Genomic DNA, 15,109 nt, shown 5'->3' on the forward strand with positions numbered 1-15,109 from the left:
CCTTAACCCATTATCAAGTTAGGTAACCACAGCGCGATGCCTGGGAAGAGACACAGCAGCAAGATGCCCAACACCATGCATAGCGCGTAGGGCAGGCTGCCCATTAGAATGTCACGCAACGAGATATCCGGCGCGATACCTTTGATGATGAACAGGTTCAACCCTACGGGTGGGGTGATCAGGCCAATTTCCAGGTTGATGGTCAGGATTACTGCGAACCAGTAGGGGTCAAAATCGGCAGCAATGATAATCGGCAGCAGAATCGGCGCAGTCATCACGATCACGGCTACGGGCGGCAAGAAGAAACCGGCCACCAGCAGGAACAGATTGATTATCCCCATCAACACCCATCGGTTGACTTCCATGTCGGCAATGGCGGCGGCCACGGTTTGGGTAATAAACATTGAGGAAAGTGCGTAGGCGAAGACTTCGGCGGTGGCGATCACCAGCATGATCATCACGCTTTCGCGCAGCGAGTCGCGCATGATCAGTTTGATCGGGCCCAGCTGCCACATGCGATAGATTAAAATGGCCAGCGCCAAGCATAAGAAGGCACCTACGCCCGCCGCTTCCGAGGGGGTCGCTACCCCGCCATACAGCGCGAATAAAATACCCGCCACCACGCCTAGAAAAGGCAGAACACGCACTAACGCCTTCAAGTTGCTATCGACGTTGTGTTTAACCGTCTGCTTCAGGCGCTCGGCAGACTCCGCCAATGGGTTGCTATAGCCGCCGGCCATTTTGCAGGCGATTATTGTCCAGATCATGAACAGCCCCGCGAGCATAAAGCCTGGCACTACACCAGCGATAAACAGCCGACCGATAGAGGTCTCGGTGGAGATACCGTAGATAATCATGGTGACCGATGGCGGAATCAGAATGCCCAGAGTGCCGCCCGCGGCAATACATCCTGCCGCTACGCCATCCGGATAGCCGCGCACGCGCATCTCAGGAATGCCCATTTTACCAATTGCCGCACAGGTGGCCGGAGACGAGCCCGAAAGGGCGGCAAAGATGGAACAGGCACCAATGTTGGAGACCGCCAGACCACCGGGTAAGCGGCCCATCCATAAGTCGAGCGAGCGATAAAGGTCGCGTCCGGTCGGTGATGAGGCGACAGCCGCGCCCATCAAAATGAACATCGGAATCGCCACAAAGCCAAACTCCGCAATACGGTCAAAAAACGTTTCGCCAAAGTAGGTGATTTCGGAAAGCCCGCGATCATAAAGCAGCGCCAGCAGCGACACACCGCCCAGTGCAAAGGCGATAGGGGTGCCAATGGCCATGAGCGCAATCAGCGCGATGGCTACAATAATGCCTAAGGTAATTGGGTCCATGCTCAGTGCTCCCCGCGCAGAATTTCAGCCACGTATTGCAATACCAATAGCGAAGCGCCTAATGCCATGGGCATAAGCGCCGGCCAGAGCGGCGGGTTCCAGACCGAGCCGGTGGTCCAGTTGCCATGTATGGCTTCCAGTACATACACCCAGGAGGCGTAGGCAAGCGCTGCACAAAAGGCCAGGCCAAAAAGCGAGGCCACCAGGCGCATGGCTTTCTGGGCGATACCGCCCAGCGCATCGGGGACAATAGTGATGGCGACATGGCCGCCGGTCATGAGTACGTAGGGGCTGCCCATCAGCATGGCGCCGGTCACTGAGAATACGGTGAACTCGGTTTGCCAACTGGTGCTCATGCCCAGTACGTAGCGAATAAAGACCATCTGGCAAATCACCAGTACGCCCGCAACAAACAGGGCGCAGGCCAGATAGGCAAACAGGCGTGACAGCCTGTCCATCAGCCGTATGTAGCTGCCGAGAGCCCCACCGCGAGCGGCAGGGGGATGCGTGGTTGAAGTTGCCATAGTTCCCTCATCAAGCTAAGCAGGCGTCAATCGAACCGGACCATTCGCCCAATACAGGCAAATGGCCACAGATTGCTGAAGGTAAGTGCTTACTCGACGGCTAGCGCCGCATCGATGATGGCCTGGCCATTAGGGACGTTATTGGCAAAATTCTTGTAAGAGGTTTCACGGGCGATAGCGAGCCACGCGTTGTAGTCCTCCTCGCTCATACTGACCACTTCTACGCCGTTCTCTTCGTAAACATTGACCATCTCCTGATCAATGGCTGCCGCTTCTTCGGCAAAGAACTGCTCGGCCGCTTTGCCCGCTTCCATCAGAGCTGTTTGCTGCTCTTCATTCAGGCCTTGCCACACCTGCTCGGAAATCAGGATCGGCTCGTACATGAACCACAGTGCGAAGTCGCCTGGCTGGGTTATGCAATCAACCTGCTCGTAAAGCCGAAACGAGATAAACGACATGGAAGAGGTATTGGCGGCGTCGAGTACACCGGTCTGCATGGCGGTGTAAATTTCAGAGGAGGGCATGGAGGCAATGGAGGCGCCAGCGGCTTCCAGCATCTCTTCAAATGCCGGGCCCGCGGCGCGAATGTTCTGGCCGGATACGCTGTCGGGGGAGGTAATACACTGCTCGCTGGACGCGAAACCGCCCGAAAGCCAAGCATGGGACAGAACGCGGGCACCCCCATCCAGAATGACAGCTTCAATTAATTCCATGTATTCCGAGTCGTTAAGCCGCTGGGCGTGCGCCTGGGTACGCACCAGGCCGGGCATCAGGGTAGCGGAAAATTCAGGGTGGCGGCCGCTCGCGTAATCAAGCGGCAGCGAGGTAATGTCCAAGCGCCCACGGGTAAGCGCGCCCCACTGTTCACGGGCTTTGAAAAGCGACTGGCCGGGGTAGACTTCGATGGTCAGTCCGACATCCGCCTCAGCCACGTGGCGAGCCATCATTTGCACCATTTCATCGCGAACATCGCCCTGCCCACCCGGGAATTGGTGAGAGGCACGCAGCACGGTATCGGCGCTTGCATAGCTTGCGGGAATTGCGAGGCTCAATGCGGTCAGGGTAGAAAATACATAGCGTTTCATATTACGTCTCCAACATTTGTTGTTGTGTGTTTGGAAGATCGTTAGGTGTTCATCAGAATATCTGATATATATTTCAATAACCGTTAATTGTGCTAATGTCAATTGAACATCACAATAAAAATCGGTAAGTACGCTGCTTATTTAAGGGGGAACAGATGGCTGAGAGCAAACGTTCCAACGCTCAACGGCTTAGGGACTCGTTGGAAGATGACATTATTAATGGGCGGCGGGTGCCAGGTGAACGGCTCGACCCGGACGAGCTAGGGCGAACGTTTAATGTTTCTCGCACGCCCGTGCGTGAAGCTTTCCAGCAACTGGTGGCTAGCGGTTTGGTCACCGTATCACCGAAAAAAGGCACGTTTGTGGCCAAGGTCGGCATCGACCAGTTAATCGAGATGTTTGAAGTCATGGCCGAGCTTGAGGGCATGTGCGGGCGCCTGGCGGCCCGACGCATTAGTGACCCGGAGCTGGCAGAGCTTCAGGCGGCCCATAAACGCTGTGAAGCAGCGGCACACGCGGGCGATACTGATGAGTACTACTACGAAAACGAAGCGTTTCATGACTGCATCTATGCGGCGAGCCACAATACGTTTCTAGCCAGCGAAGCTCGTCAGTTAAAACAGCGCTTAAAGCCCTATCGTCGCCTGCAATTGCAGGTTCGCCAGCGCATGCATAACTCCTTGAGCGAGCACCAGACCATTGTCGATGCCATTACCCAAGGCGATGCCGTACTGGCTGAGCAGGCGCTATGCGACCACGTGCTGATTCAGGGCGAGCGATTCAGCGACTTTGTGGCCAGCGTGCGCCGTATGGAAGCGCCGGTCAGCCAGCCGGGGTAGGTAATGTCCGTATCGGTGGGGTAATGGTCCTTGCCGACACGTCGCGCGCGGCGGAAACTCTCCCTATTAACGATCTGGAGAGAGAACGTGACGCGCCATATTGCCTTATTGGCTTACCCCGATTGCCAATTGCTGGATGTCAGCGGCCCCTGGCAGGTGTTTGCCAGCGCCAACGCGCTAAGCCCGGAACCCTTGTACCGCTTAACCTTGGTCGCCGATGCACCTGGGCCGGTAATGACCAACGGCGGCCTGGCAGTGTACGCCAGCCACACCTATGCCGAACTTCCCCAACGGCTGCCTTTGGATACGTTACTCATTGCAGGCGGCAGCGGTGTGATGGCGTTACGCCAAGACCCGCACGTGCTAGCTCTTTTACGTGAGATGGCGCCTCAAGTGCGCCGGTTAGGCTCTATCTGCTCAGGGGCTTTCTTGCTTGCTGCCGCCGGGCTTTTAGATGGCCAGCGCGTCACTACCCATTGGCGCCACGCCGACCAGCTTGCCGAGGAGTACCCCGCGCTTAATGTTGAGCCTGATGCGCTGTATATCCAAAGCGGTGATCGCTACACCAGCGCCGGGATAACGGCCGGTATCGATCTAGCGCTTTCGCTGGTAGAAGCCGACCACGGCGCTGCCCTTGCCGGGCAGGTAGCACGAGAACTGGTGATGTTTTTGCATCGCCCCGGCGGGCAGTCGCAGTTCAGCGAACTTCTACGCTGCCAGCAAGATGCTGGCCCGTTGCGTCGCTTGCTGGATCATCTGCATGCCGACCCTGGCGGAGCACATTCGCTGGAAAGTATGGCGGCCTTAATGGCCGTATCACCACGTCATCTTACTCGCCTATTCAAGCGTCACTTAACCACGACGCCGGTTACTTACTTGACCCGGCTACGCCTGGAGCAGGCGCGTCTGGCGCTGCTGGATGAGCATCAAACGGTATCGCTTGAGCGATTAGCCGAGCGCTGGCGCTTGGGCGGCGCCGAGCAGTTGCGCCGCCAGTTTCAACGGTACTACGGTGTTTCCCCTTCTGTGTATCGTCAGCGCTTCGGCGCGGCTGCTAAGTCTACCTCTACCCTCACGCCTACTCTTGTGCCTACGCCTTTGGAGCCATCGCCATGCCATTAACCGTTACGTTGTTATCGCTGTGTCAGGCGCTGTTGGTCAGCGGTAATATCCTGCTGATCGCCGTGTCGCCCCTCATTGGCGCCTCGCTGGCACCTACCGCCAACTGGGCCACTGTGCCGGTGGCCAGCCAGTGGCTGGGGCTGATGTGCGCCACCATTCCCGCCTCGCTGATCATGGGGCGGCTGGGGCGTAAACGTGGGTTTGTGCTGGGCAATCTTATCGGCTTGATAGGTACAGCCGTGGCCATTGCAGCGCTACGCCAGCAAAGCTTTGGGCTGTTCCTGCTGGCGACGTGGCTGATTGGCATCGGCATTGGCTTTGGGCAGCTCTACCGCTTTGCGGCCCTTGAGGCAGCCCCCACGGCACTGCGTGATAAAGCGCTTGGTTTAGTGATGGGCGGTGGGGTGTTGGCGGCATTTGCAGGCCCTTGGCTTGCCCGCTTTAGCCGCGAGCTGAGCGAGACGCCGTTTTTGGGCAGCTTTGTCGGGCTGGGCGTGCTCTACGTGTTGGCACTTGGCATATTGCTTTGTACGCGGTTGCCGGTCGCTTTTGTGCAGGCAGTAGAGGGGGAGAAAAAGCCCTTGTCGGCTATCCTGCGCCAGCCCGGTTTTCTATTGGCCGTTAGCGCGGCAGCCATTGGCTACGGCGTGATGAATCTGGCCATGACCGCAACACCGCTGGCGATGGAAGGGGCCGGGCACAACTTTAACCATGTCGCCACTACTATTCAGTGGCATGTGGTTGCCATGTTCTTGCCCTCATTTTTTACCGGCCATTTGACGGCTCGTTTTGGTGCCCCACGCATGATTAGCGCTGGCTGCTTACTGCTGGTGGCAAGCGCAATTGCCGCACAGTTTGATGCCGGGCTAGCGGGCTTTAACGCTGCGTTGATCCTGCTGGGGCTTGGCTGGAATTTCACCTTCCTGCCCGCCACCGGGTTGTTGACGCAAAGCTATCAACCGGCAGATAAGGCACGCACTCAGGCGGCCAACGAGTTTCTGGTATTCGGTACGGCGGCCTTGACGGCGCTACTGGCGGGGCCGTTGGTTAACACCCTGGGCTGGGCAACGCTCAATGCGCTGCTGATTCCTGTTTCGTTACTGCCTATGGTGCTGCTGGCATGGCAGCGGCGGCCAAACGCGCCTCTTCTTTCTTAAAATGTTATAACATAGTTATATTATTCTATTTGTTACGTCAGGTGGTTGAATGATTGCTAAACGGGAACGCGGCAAGCTGGAGCGCCAGCTTGTTGCTTCGCTGACTGAAGTCTGTGAGCAGGCCAAGGTCGAGGTGGTTGGGTTCGTCTGGTTAACTCACTGCGTGGACTACCAGCACTTCCCCGAAAGCCTGGTGGTTATCTGGGTATTTGATACCGATGCCCATTTAGCCTCAGCGCTAAAGGGCGATGCCAAACAGCGCCTGCATGATTTCACGGCTAGCGCTTTGGCCGAGGCGGGTGTGGTGCTGGATAGCATCACGCCGCACATCGACTTCGATAGTGAACAGGCGTGCCAGCGCGCCCATGGTGGTGACTGGCAGCGCCGTCTGCGCGCGCGAAGTGTGAGGCACTGATGGCCAAGAAAATCGATAGCCCCTGCATATCCGCCTGTCAGTTGAAGGGCGGCATGTGCACCGGCTGTGGGCGAAGCATAGAGGAGATCCGCCACTGGAAATCCATGAAGCGGCCCGAAAAAATCGCCACCATTAAACGGGCCGAGCAGCGGTGCAAGAAGCTCAGCAAATAGCGTGCTTTAAACGGCTTGGCGAAAGCGCATGATTTGCCCCTGCCCCATGGGGTCTTCAAAAATGTCGGCATGCACGCCGAAGGTTTGGCGTAGCCGACGACACGTTAGCACTTGCCGAGGTGACCCCAGATCGACCAGTCGCCCGCCTTCGATCACTCCAATACGGTCGCAGTCCATGGCTTGATTGAGGTCGTGCAGAGCAATCACCACCGTGATGGGGAGCTGCCTGACCAGTTGAAGAATCGAGAGCTGGTGACGGATATCCAGATGGTTGGTGGGCTCATCCAGGAGTAATACGCTAGGCTGCTGGGCCAGGGCTCTGGCGATGTGGGCGCGCTGGCGCTCACCGCCGGAAAGCGTATGCCAGAGACGCTCAGCCATTGACTGCATACCCACATCCGCCAGCGCGTGTGAGACGATCGCCTCATCCTCCTCGGACCACGGATGAAACGACGAAAGAAAGGGCGTCCGGCCGAGCGATACGGCCTGATGAACACTGATGCGCTCGGCTGTGTTGGCCTGTTGCTCGACCAGGGCCACCGAGCGTGCGATGTCGCGCTGGCGCATACGGCCCATATCCTGCTCGCCGACCCGGATACGTCCTGCTTTGGGTTTTTGAAGACCGGCAAACAGGCGTAACAGCGTCGTTTTTCCTGAACCGTTCGGCCCGATTAGCCCAAAGGTTTCACCAGCGGCAATTTCAAAGCTGACATCCTCCAGCAACGTACGCCCCTGAACTTTCCAGCTCACATGTTCGGCAGCGAGTTTCATCGTGATCTTGCCCCGCGAATTAGTATCAAAGCGAAAACCGGTGCGCCGACCAGTGCCGTGACGACCCCAATGGGCAGTACCTGCCCGGCAACCAGCACGCGGGACACCACATCAGCGCCGATCAAAAATACCGCGCCCGCCAAGGCAGATGCGGGCACCAAGCGGGTATGGCGGCTCCCCGTTAGAAAACGCATGGCATGAGGAATGACCAGCCCCACAAAGCCGATGGCACCTACCATGGAAACCATCACGGCGGTCATCAGCGCGACGGTGGCGATCAGAATGCCCCGCACACGGCGCACGGGAATGCCCATGGACGCCGCGCTGTCGGTGCCGAAGGTAAAGGCGTCCAGGGTTCGTCGATACCAGAGGCAGATCAGCAGGCCGACAAGCGCGGTGGGTACGGCAAGAAGGGCGTTGTCCCAGCGAACGCCGGAAAGATTCCCCATCAGCCAGAACATGATGCCACGTGCCTGCTCGGCGCTGGCTGATTTGGCGATGATAAACGCCGTCAACGCATTAAACAGGCTCGACCCGGCAATACCGGCCAGAATGATTGCGCTGGATGCCTGTGTTCCGCTGCCCCGGCTATCCGACGCTGCGTAGGCGAGTATAACCACCATCCCAAACGCCGCGATGGCCCCGACCATGGCCCCTGCCGAGAGAGTAACGACGCCAGAACCAAACCCGGCAACGGCAACCAAGACAGCGCCGGTCGACGCACCTGCGGAAATCCCCATCAGGTAAGGGTCGGCCAGCGGATTGCGCAGCAGCGCCTGAAGCACGACCCCGGACAGCGCCAACCCGGCACCACAGCACGCGGCGACGACCGCGCGGCTAAGCCGGTAGCTCCAGATAATTCCGGCATCGATTCGGTCGACAGGATAGCTTGCCCCCAACAGCCGGTTAGCGAGCACCTTGAGCACCGTTTCCACAGGTATCGACGTCTCGCCAATCGCGGTTCCGGCGATTAGCGCCGAGAAAAGAATCAGTGGTGCCAGCCAGAACCAGTGGCCACGAACCTGAAAGCGTGGCCGTATGGTTAGCGCAGATGCCGTACTCATCGTTCGAAGGACATTCCCGACAGGGCATCCGCTAACGTTTCGAGACCGAAAATGGTGCGCATCGTTGCGCTCATGGCGTGGGCATCCATCTCGATGATATGGCCGTTTTGAACCGCCTGCATTTCACGCGTCACGGGGTCGCTTCGAAGAAATGCACGCTTGGCGACGACATCATCAGAGGGATAGCGGCGCCGGTCCATGTGCGCAATGACGATCACGTCCGGGTTGGCGCGGGCAATGGTTTCCCAATCGACGGTGGGCCACTCCTCATCCGACTGGATGACGTTGCGTATTCCCAGCGTCTTCATCATATAGCCGGGTGCGCCCAGCTGACCTGCGACAAAGGGAGCAACGCCGGTATCCGGCGAGGAGAACCAGAACACGGCGGAAAGATCGTCCGGTAGATCAAGCTGGGCGGCGGTGGCCACCGCGTCGGCTTCACGGGTTTCAAGGCTTTCAATCAGCGCTTCCCCAGCCGGTTGCACATCGAAGATTTCGGCAAGCTCGGCAATGCCCTTGTAGACGTGATCAGGCGAAAAGGCCGCGGTACGCATGCCGTCGCCTCCGGTAGTGTTGTCTTTGGTATCGCAGTCGGCGGGCATAATGTATGTGGCGATCCCCAGATCGTCGAACTGCTCACGTGTTCCCACGCTGCCCGTGGCACCGACATGCCATTCGTACTGAACAGCGACAAGCTCGGGGCGCTTATTGACCACTGACTCAAAACTCGGGTCGTTATCGGCGATGCGTTCAACGGAGGCGTTCAGCTCGCTAAACGGAGGCAACACCGGCGTAAACCATACGGACGTGGCCAACACTTGATCGCCCATCCCCATGGCATACAGAATTTCGGCCGCCGCCTGACCAATGGTGACCGTACCGTTGGGCGCCGCTGAGAAGCTAATCTGCTTGCCGCAGTTATCCAGCGTTAGCGGATAGCCCGTCGTATCAGCTGTCGTGTCAGCAATGGCATAGCCGGCTGACAGGCCGGATACCGCCACCAGCATTGAGCGAATGAGGTTCATGAAAATTCCCAAATAAGTTGTTCCACCAACGTAAACGTCGCCTTTAGCCAAATGGGAGGGAAAAGAGACGGCGTTTTTCTTTATTGTTATGTTATAACATATTTAGATGCTTGAAAAGCAACGCCCGTGCCGCTACCCAGAGCCAAGTGCTGGGTAGCGGAGAAAGCAGAAGGAGTCAGATTGGGATATTAAACGATCAGGATAAAGCAGCAGAGGCGTTTTAGTAATGTAGCTGCAGGCTTAGCGCGCCTGGTTAAAAATCACCCGGGGCGCATTGCAGGCAGGTAAGCCCCAAAGCGCGCCACTGGGCGACTACCGCATCGCGGTCGTCCAGCACCAGCCAGGGATCGAAACCGTCTTCACGCATGATGCTGAGCAGGGCTTCTTTGACGGCTTCATCGTCCACGTGGTCATGGCCATCCGGGCGCAGGTACATGGCGTCAAACGGGATGGCGTTGCGCGTCAGCCATTCGTGGGTATGTTCGCGGTGAGTGTCCGGGCGGCCGCTGCAAATGATGATCTGCTGGCCCTGGGCTTTCAATAGTTTCACCAGCCGGGCGACCGGTTCGATCACTGGCGCTTCGGCCATAAACGCAAAGAAGGGGTCCCACTGCTTGGCAGGGCCTAACACCCATTCGTGTACTTTCGTGGGGTGAAATTCAGCTAACGTACCGTCAACATCGACAATCACGGCGTGGGTCATGCAAGGCTCCTGTTATTCAAGACGTAAGTATTTAAAAACAGCATCTTTTGCGTGGCGAGGCGCGCACCGAGTAACGCGCGCCAGGCGCTAAGAGTCGGTTCGGATAAGTGGGTAAACAGCGGCACCACACGTTCGGCGTTTACTTGATCGGCAAGCGCAACCAGGTGCGAGGCGCGTAGGTGCACATTCCAGCGCTGCCAGAGGATGTCGCCAGCGGTAAGCTCGGCGCAGCGCGAAGGCGTCAGATAACCGGTGTGCAGCAGGTGAAAACCTGGCCACATGGCCGCTGTATCACCCCGGTCGCTGATCAGGTTGAGGCTTGGCTGGGAAGCATCGGGGCGCGCCAGAAGTGTTTGAATCCTGTTATCCGCGTTTGAGCGGCGAAGCGTCGCGGGGAGTGCCAGCAGGGTTTGCAGATTGGTGCGAATAATCGGATCAATGGCGAGCGAAAGCCCGCGAGCATCCGCCTCTTCGGCTAGCCAGAGCGCCATCTCAAGCGCCCGGCCCGATTCAGGGACCGGGAAAACCAGCGGGCGGCACAAGTGTTCGCTGATGGCGTCCACACATGCCTGCTGGGGCTGATCGTAGGTGCCGTAGGACGCATCAAGCAGTGCTATACGCGCCGGTGGCGGCGTATCAAACGGAAATAGCCGGGACTCAAAGCAGGCGTCGCCGCTGTAGAAAATGCCGCCCTCGACATCCAGATGAATCCATACCCCGCCCAACGAATGGCCCGCCTGCCCGGTGGTCACCGTAATACCGGCAATTTGGCAGGTGCCGCGCTCGGGCAACGGCTGCCAGGCGCGTCCGTTGGGAAGTGCCTGAGCAACCAGCGGCGTGCAGTAAAGCGGCAGCGTAGCGGGCAGCTCGCTGACGCCGCCAATATGATCGATATGGTCGTGACTGATAATCACCGCATCGACATCAAGCCCGCGTGCCCAGGTAATTGGCTCGCCTGGGTGCAGCGCGCCGCCAGCATCCAGCAGAAGCCGCTTGCCGTTGGCCTCCACCACAATGGCTGCAGGGCCTTTATCGCCCAGGCCGCTTAATATGTTGATGCTGGCGTTCATTGGTCGGGCTCCAGACACCAGCCTTCCAGGAGCGTTAGCGCCACCTGCTGGCCCTCTTTCAGCGCGTGAGGATGATAGGCGAGCAGCGTTGCGCCATCCCTCATGCGCAGGTGAATCTCATAGCGTTCGCCACGAAAGGTCTGGCGCTCAACGCGGGCGGTTAAGTCCTGCTGGCTGGGCGCCTCAGTATGCACCTGAATATGTTCCGGGCGCACCAGCACCGCCTGATGGCGCTGGGCAGCGGGAGACGCCAGCCCCTGCATCAGCTCATTGCCACCAAGGCGCCTGCCCGGTGCGCCGGTGCTTATCATCAATTGGCTGCCCTGGCCGATAAAGCTTGCCACCCAGGACGTACGCGGCTCGCGGTAGAGCGTTTCGGGCGTGGCCCACTGCACCAGCTTGCCCGCCTGCATCACCGCGATACGGTCGGCCAGCGCCATGGCTTCGCTTTGATCATGCGTGACGTAGACCATGGTGGCCTCGGTGCGGCGGTGAAAATCTGCAAAGCTATGCTCCATGGATGCGCGCAGGTGACGGTCCAGGTTCGCTAGGGGCTCATCCAAAAGCACTACTGACGGGTCGGTGACCAGGCAGCGGGCGAGTGCCACGCGCTGGCGCTGGCCGCCGCTTAAATCCTGCGGCGTGCGCTGGGCGTAGGGCTCAAGCGCCACTAGGGCAAGCGCCTGCTCAACGCGGCGTTGATAATCCGCCCCGCGCACGCCGCGCACTTTGAGCGGGTAGCCGACGTTATCGGCCACGCTCATATGCGGCCACAGCGCGTAGGATTGGAACACCATGGCCATATTGCGCTGCTCGGGGAGCACGTGGTGCTGCTCGCTCGCTAGAAGCTGGTTGCCCAGATGGATTTCACCGCCGCTGACCTGCTCGAACCCGGCCAGCATACGCAGCATGGTGGTTTTTCCGCAGCCGCTGGGGCCGAGCAGGGCGACGAACTCACCCGGCTCAACCGTTAATGAAAGCCCATCCACGGCGTTGTGTTCGCCAAACTGCTTGGTGACTTGCTTGAGGGTTAGCCCTGCCATGGCACGACTCCTTTGGGTAAACGCGGGGCCAGAAGGCTAAGCGAGAGCATGAGTGAGGCGACCATCAGTACGACCAGCACGGACACCGCCGAGGCCAGAACGCTTTCGCCACCTTCATCGAGGTTGAAAATCAGCACGCCCAGGGTTTCGTTGCCCGCACTCCATAGAAGCGCCGAGACGGTCAGCTCGTTGACGGCCAGCAGAAATACCAACAGTCCACCGGCAAACAGCGCGGGCGCAATCAGCGGCATTACGATAGTGGCAAGGCGGCGCCAAGGGCCGGCACCGGCGAGCTGAGCGGCTTCTTCAAGCGAAGGGTCAAGCTGGGCGAGGCTGGCGCTGACCGGCTTTAGGCACACCACCAGAAAACGCGCCAGATAAGCCACGAAGATCAGCCCCAGCGTGCCGTATAGTGCGACGTTGATAATAGGCAATGGCCGCACGAACAGCAGAATGCAGGCAATTGCGAGTACCACGCCGGGCAGGGCGTAAGGCAGTTCGATAATACTCAGCGTCAGGTTTTGCAGGCGCGCTGGAAGCCGCTGGAGGCGGTAGGCCAGCGGCAGGCTGCACAGCATGAGCACCACGGCTGCGCCACCGGCAAGCCAAAAGCTATTGCGCATGGCGCGCCACGTAGCGCCCTGGCGGCCAATCACTTCATGGTAGGCGTTTAGAGTGGCGGTATCGGCATTAAGCGGTACGCCCATGGCTGGCACCAGCGAGCTGACTACCAGCGCCACCAGCGGAGCGACAAGAATGACCAGCAACACGATGACCAGCAGCACCGTGACCAGCGCACGAAAGCGGCCGAGTGAGAAATCATGGGCGCGCCCGCTATGCCCTACCAGCCCGAAACGGCTGCGGCCCATCCAATGTTGTTGAAGCGCCACACCCACCAGCGCCAGCACGCCAATCAGCAGCGAAAGGGCCGCCATCTCAGCCAGTACGCCGGTGCCAAAACTGGCCATGCGCTGATAGATCAGCGTAGGCAGTACATAGTAGCCCGCAGGAATGCCCAGCATGGCCGGGATGCCAAAGTTACCCAGGCTGGAGATAAACGCCATGGCGGCACCTGCGACTAGGCCGCTTCTCGTCACGGGCAGCACGATATGCCGCCATACCTGGTTTTGCCGGGCGCCACTGATGCGGGCGGCTTCGACCAGCTCGCGGGGCAGAGAAAGTAGCGAGGTGCGCAGCGCTAGAAACACCAGCGGGGCACTTTGAATACCTAACAGCAGCGCGATGCCTTCCGCCGAGTAGAGCGGCTGCGGGCTGCCCAACGGCGGCGCCATGCCGATGCTTTTGAGTAACGGGCTTGCCGGGCCAAATAGCTGAAGCCAGCTAAGTGCCGTGACTTGGGGTGGAATCATCATCGGCAGCATAAAGCAGAACACCAGCCACGCCTTGCCGCGAATGTCGGTGAGGGTGATCACGAACGCAAACAGGCTGCCTAGTGCAAGGGCGATCAGCATGCCTAGCCCCGAGGTATACAGGCTGTGCCACAGCGCTCGCCAGGTACTCGTTGATTGGAGCACACGCCATAGTGGCGCATCGCCCCCTTGAGTCAGATCGCTTAACGCTTCTACTAAAAGACGTAGGCTAGGCGCCAGACTCAGCAGGACGACGGTAAGCGTCAAAAGGGTAAGCAGCCAGCGGTGCTGGCTGCCTTGGGTAAGACTCGGTGACATGATCAGCCGCCGAACAGGTCGCTAAAACGCTGCTTCAGGGCTTCTTCCTGCTCAAGCGCTTGGGCGATATCAACAGGCATCAGCTCGATGGTGTCGCGGGCGGGGAAGCCTTCTGGCGGCGTAACACCGGGGTGGGCAGGCAGATACCCCTGCTCGCTGACCAACTGCTGGCCCTCTTCCGAGAGTACGAAGTCGACAAACTTCTGTGCCGCATCAACGTTCTTGGCGCCTGCCATAATAGCGACGGGCTCGGTGACCGCGCTTACACCCTCTTCAGGGAAGACAAACTCGACCGGCGAGCCTTTGGCCGCTTCGCGGATGGGTAGGAAATCCACCACGATGCCGTAAGGCTTAGTGCCCGCCGCCACTGCGTTGAACACACCGCCGTTGCCACCCTGTGCCTCGGTGCGGTTGTCATGTAGTGCATCGTAATAGCTTTCACCCAAGTCAGGGTTTTCACTAATCGCCGCCATGTGGATCAGTGCCGCGCCCGAGTAAAGCGGGCTTGGCATGGTCACTAAGCCTTCATATTCGGGCTTGAGTAGGTCTTGCCAGCTTTGCGGCTGCTCGTCAGCGCCGGTGTTATACACGATACCGGTGGTGATCAGCTTGGTGCCGTAGTAGAAGCCTTCGGGGTCAAAAAGCTCGGCATCAAAGGCTTCACGATGAGGGCTCAAATACGCCTGAAGCTGGTCTTCCTGCTTTAACGACTCCATGGTCATGCTGTCGGCGATCAGCAGCACATCCGGGTTACTGACCCCGGCGGAAAGCTCGGAGCGCAGGCGGGTCATCAACCGCGTGGTGCCGTCGCGTACCCACTCCACTTCGATATCCGGATAGGCTGCCTGGAAGGCATCGACCGTTTGCTGGGCATCGCTGTTGGGCTGGCTGGTGTAGAGCACGAGCTTGTCGTCGGCAACGGCGTTTGCCGAAAGAGCCAAACTTGCCATCGTGGTGGTAAGAGCAATGGCGGTGCAGAGTGAGCGCTTAAGCATCAGAAAGTCTCCAGTGAGTTGACCCTGCTCACACTACTGTCATCACCTTACAACATCGTGACAGTACCCTTTCGTTTGAAGGGGGAAAGCTTTCGTAA

16 protein-coding genes are annotated in these 15,109 nt (G+C 58.9%); 5 read left to right on the top strand and 11 right to left on the bottom strand.

All coding sequences use genetic code 11. The features are described 5' to 3' along the window. Positions 1–2: 2 nt before the first annotated feature. The 3 genes from CZ787_RS16075 to dctP form a co-directional block, all read right to left on the bottom strand. On the bottom strand, positions 3–1,337 hold the full coding sequence (locus CZ787_RS16075; RefSeq protein ID WP_087111037.1) for a TRAP transporter large permease: 1,335 nt from the start codon (positions 1,335–1,337) through the stop codon (positions 3–5). Positions 1,338–1,339: 2 nt separating this feature from the next. Beyond that, positions 1,340–1,861 (bottom strand): TRAP transporter small permease subunit, encoded by a 522-nt coding sequence (locus tag CZ787_RS16080; RefSeq protein WP_087111039.1) that lies wholly within the window; start codon positions 1,859–1,861, stop codon positions 1,340–1,342. Between the two features lie 89 nt (positions 1,862–1,950). Beyond that, positions 1,951–2,946, bottom strand: a complete 996-nt coding sequence (gene dctP, locus CZ787_RS16085; protein ID WP_087111040.1) for a TRAP transporter substrate-binding protein DctP — start codon at positions 2,944–2,946, stop codon at positions 1,951–1,953. A gap of 155 nt (positions 2,947–3,101) precedes the next feature. Here dctP and CZ787_RS16090 point away from each other — a divergent pair, with 155 nt between their 5' ends. The 5 genes from CZ787_RS16090 (at position 3,102) to CZ787_RS16110 (ending at position 6,652) form a co-directional block, all read left to right on the top strand. Continuing rightward, a complete protein-coding gene (locus CZ787_RS16090; RefSeq protein WP_087111042.1) occupies positions 3,102–3,785 on the top strand; it encodes a GntR family transcriptional regulator in 684 nt (227 codons plus the stop codon). An 87-nt stretch (positions 3,786–3,872) separates the two neighbouring features. Next, complete coding sequence (locus tag CZ787_RS16095; RefSeq protein WP_087111044.1) at positions 3,873–4,907, top strand: GlxA family transcriptional regulator; 1,035 nt, start codon at positions 3,873–3,875, stop codon at positions 4,905–4,907. Beyond that, on the top strand, positions 4,898–6,064 hold the full coding sequence (locus tag CZ787_RS16100) for an MFS transporter (protein ID WP_087111046.1): 1,167 nt from the start codon (positions 4,898–4,900) through the stop codon (positions 6,062–6,064). Before CZ787_RS16095 ends, CZ787_RS16100 begins: the two co-directional genes overlap by 10 nt. Before the next feature lie 49 nt (positions 6,065–6,113). Then, positions 6,114–6,479: a hypothetical protein gene (locus tag CZ787_RS16105; RefSeq protein ID WP_087111048.1), complete on the top strand. Its 366-nt coding sequence runs from the start codon at positions 6,114–6,116 to the stop codon at positions 6,477–6,479. Then, positions 6,479–6,652, top strand: coding sequence for a DUF1289 domain-containing protein (locus CZ787_RS16110; protein ID WP_087111050.1), 174 nt, complete (start codon positions 6,479–6,481; stop codon positions 6,650–6,652). Before CZ787_RS16105 ends, CZ787_RS16110 begins: the two co-directional genes overlap by 1 nt. A 6-nt stretch (positions 6,653–6,658) precedes the next feature. On the opposite strand, the gene CZ787_RS16115 is transcribed toward CZ787_RS16110, so the two are convergent. The 8 genes from CZ787_RS16115 to CZ787_RS16150 all read right to left on the bottom strand — a co-directional run bounded on the left by CZ787_RS16115 (position 6,659) and on the right by CZ787_RS16150 (position 15,011). After that, positions 6,659–7,423 carry an ABC transporter ATP-binding protein gene (locus CZ787_RS16115; RefSeq protein WP_087111052.1) on the bottom strand — a complete coding sequence of 255 codons (765 nt, stop codon included), beginning with the start codon at positions 7,421–7,423 and terminating at the stop codon, positions 6,659–6,661. Next, positions 7,420–8,487 (bottom strand): FecCD family ABC transporter permease, encoded by a 1,068-nt coding sequence (locus tag CZ787_RS16120; protein ID WP_087111054.1) that lies wholly within the window; start codon positions 8,485–8,487, stop codon positions 7,420–7,422. Before CZ787_RS16120 ends, CZ787_RS16115 begins: the two co-directional genes overlap by 4 nt. Continuing rightward, positions 8,484–9,512, bottom strand: a complete 1,029-nt coding sequence (locus CZ787_RS16125; RefSeq protein ID WP_087111056.1) for an ABC transporter substrate-binding protein — start codon at positions 9,510–9,512, stop codon at positions 8,484–8,486. Before CZ787_RS16125 ends, CZ787_RS16120 begins: the two co-directional genes overlap by 4 nt. 253 nt (positions 9,513–9,765) lie before the next feature. Further along, complete coding sequence (locus CZ787_RS16130) at positions 9,766–10,215, bottom strand: polynucleotide kinase (RefSeq protein WP_087111059.1); 450 nt, start codon at positions 10,213–10,215, stop codon at positions 9,766–9,768. After that, positions 10,212–11,285 (bottom strand): MBL fold metallo-hydrolase, encoded by a 1,074-nt coding sequence (locus CZ787_RS16135; protein ID WP_087111061.1) that lies wholly within the window; start codon positions 11,283–11,285, stop codon positions 10,212–10,214. Before CZ787_RS16135 ends, CZ787_RS16130 begins: the two co-directional genes overlap by 4 nt. Beyond that, on the bottom strand, positions 11,282–12,328 hold the full coding sequence (locus tag CZ787_RS16140; RefSeq protein ID WP_087111063.1) for an ABC transporter ATP-binding protein: 1,047 nt from the start codon (positions 12,326–12,328) through the stop codon (positions 11,282–11,284). Before CZ787_RS16140 ends, CZ787_RS16135 begins: the two co-directional genes overlap by 4 nt. After that, positions 12,316–14,016: an ABC transporter permease gene (locus CZ787_RS16145; protein ID WP_087111065.1), complete on the bottom strand. Its 1,701-nt coding sequence runs from the start codon at positions 14,014–14,016 to the stop codon at positions 12,316–12,318. The genes CZ787_RS16140 and CZ787_RS16145 overlap by 13 nt, the downstream gene beginning before the upstream one ends. Positions 14,017–14,018: 2 nt before the next feature. Next, positions 14,019–15,011, bottom strand: coding sequence for an ABC transporter substrate-binding protein (locus CZ787_RS16150; RefSeq protein WP_087111067.1), 993 nt, complete (start codon positions 15,009–15,011; stop codon positions 14,019–14,021). Between the last annotated feature and the right edge of the window lie 98 nt (positions 15,012–15,109).

Origin of the sequence: Halomonas citrativorans (genome assembly GCF_900163645.1) — a bacterium.
GTDB lineage: Bacteria > Pseudomonadota > Gammaproteobacteria > Pseudomonadales > Halomonadaceae > Vreelandella > Vreelandella citrativorans.

Excerpts from the sequence above, each read along its gene's own strand:
- CZ787_RS16075 (WP_087111037.1), bottom strand. The coding sequence starts at position 1,337 with ATGGACCCAATTACCTTAGGCATTATTGTAGCCATCGCGCTGATTGCG.
- CZ787_RS16105 (WP_087111048.1), top strand. The coding sequence starts at position 6,114 with ATGATTGCTAAACGGGAACGCGGCAAGCTGGAGCGCCAGCTTGTTGCT.
- dctP (WP_087111040.1), bottom strand. The coding sequence starts at position 2,946 with ATGAAACGCTATGTATTTTCTACCCTGACCGCATTGAGCCTCGCAATT.
- CZ787_RS16090 (WP_087111042.1), top strand. The coding sequence starts at position 3,102 with ATGGCTGAGAGCAAACGTTCCAACGCTCAACGGCTTAGGGACTCGTTG.
- CZ787_RS16150 (WP_087111067.1), bottom strand. The coding sequence starts at position 15,011 with ATGCTTAAGCGCTCACTCTGCACCGCCATTGCTCTTACCACCACGATG.
- CZ787_RS16125 (WP_087111056.1), bottom strand. The coding sequence starts at position 9,512 with ATGAACCTCATTCGCTCAATGCTGGTGGCGGTATCCGGCCTGTCAGCC.
- CZ787_RS16135 (WP_087111061.1), bottom strand. The coding sequence starts at position 11,285 with ATGAACGCCAGCATCAACATATTAAGCGGCCTGGGCGATAAAGGCCCT.
- CZ787_RS16080 (WP_087111039.1), bottom strand. The coding sequence starts at position 1,861 with ATGGCAACTTCAACCACGCATCCCCCTGCCGCTCGCGGTGGGGCTCTC.
- CZ787_RS16110 (WP_087111050.1), top strand. The coding sequence starts at position 6,479 with ATGGCCAAGAAAATCGATAGCCCCTGCATATCCGCCTGTCAGTTGAAG.
- CZ787_RS16120 (WP_087111054.1), bottom strand. The coding sequence starts at position 8,487 with ATGAGTACGGCATCTGCGCTAACCATACGGCCACGCTTTCAGGTTCGT.
- CZ787_RS16100 (WP_087111046.1), top strand. The coding sequence starts at position 4,898 with ATGCCATTAACCGTTACGTTGTTATCGCTGTGTCAGGCGCTGTTGGTC.
- CZ787_RS16130 (WP_087111059.1), bottom strand. The coding sequence starts at position 10,215 with ATGACCCACGCCGTGATTGTCGATGTTGACGGTACGTTAGCTGAATTT.
- CZ787_RS16140 (WP_087111063.1), bottom strand. The coding sequence starts at position 12,328 with ATGGCAGGGCTAACCCTCAAGCAAGTCACCAAGCAGTTTGGCGAACAC.
- CZ787_RS16145 (WP_087111065.1), bottom strand. The coding sequence starts at position 14,016 with ATGTCACCGAGTCTTACCCAAGGCAGCCAGCACCGCTGGCTGCTTACC.
- CZ787_RS16115 (WP_087111052.1), bottom strand. The coding sequence starts at position 7,423 with ATGAAACTCGCTGCCGAACATGTGAGCTGGAAAGTTCAGGGGCGTACG.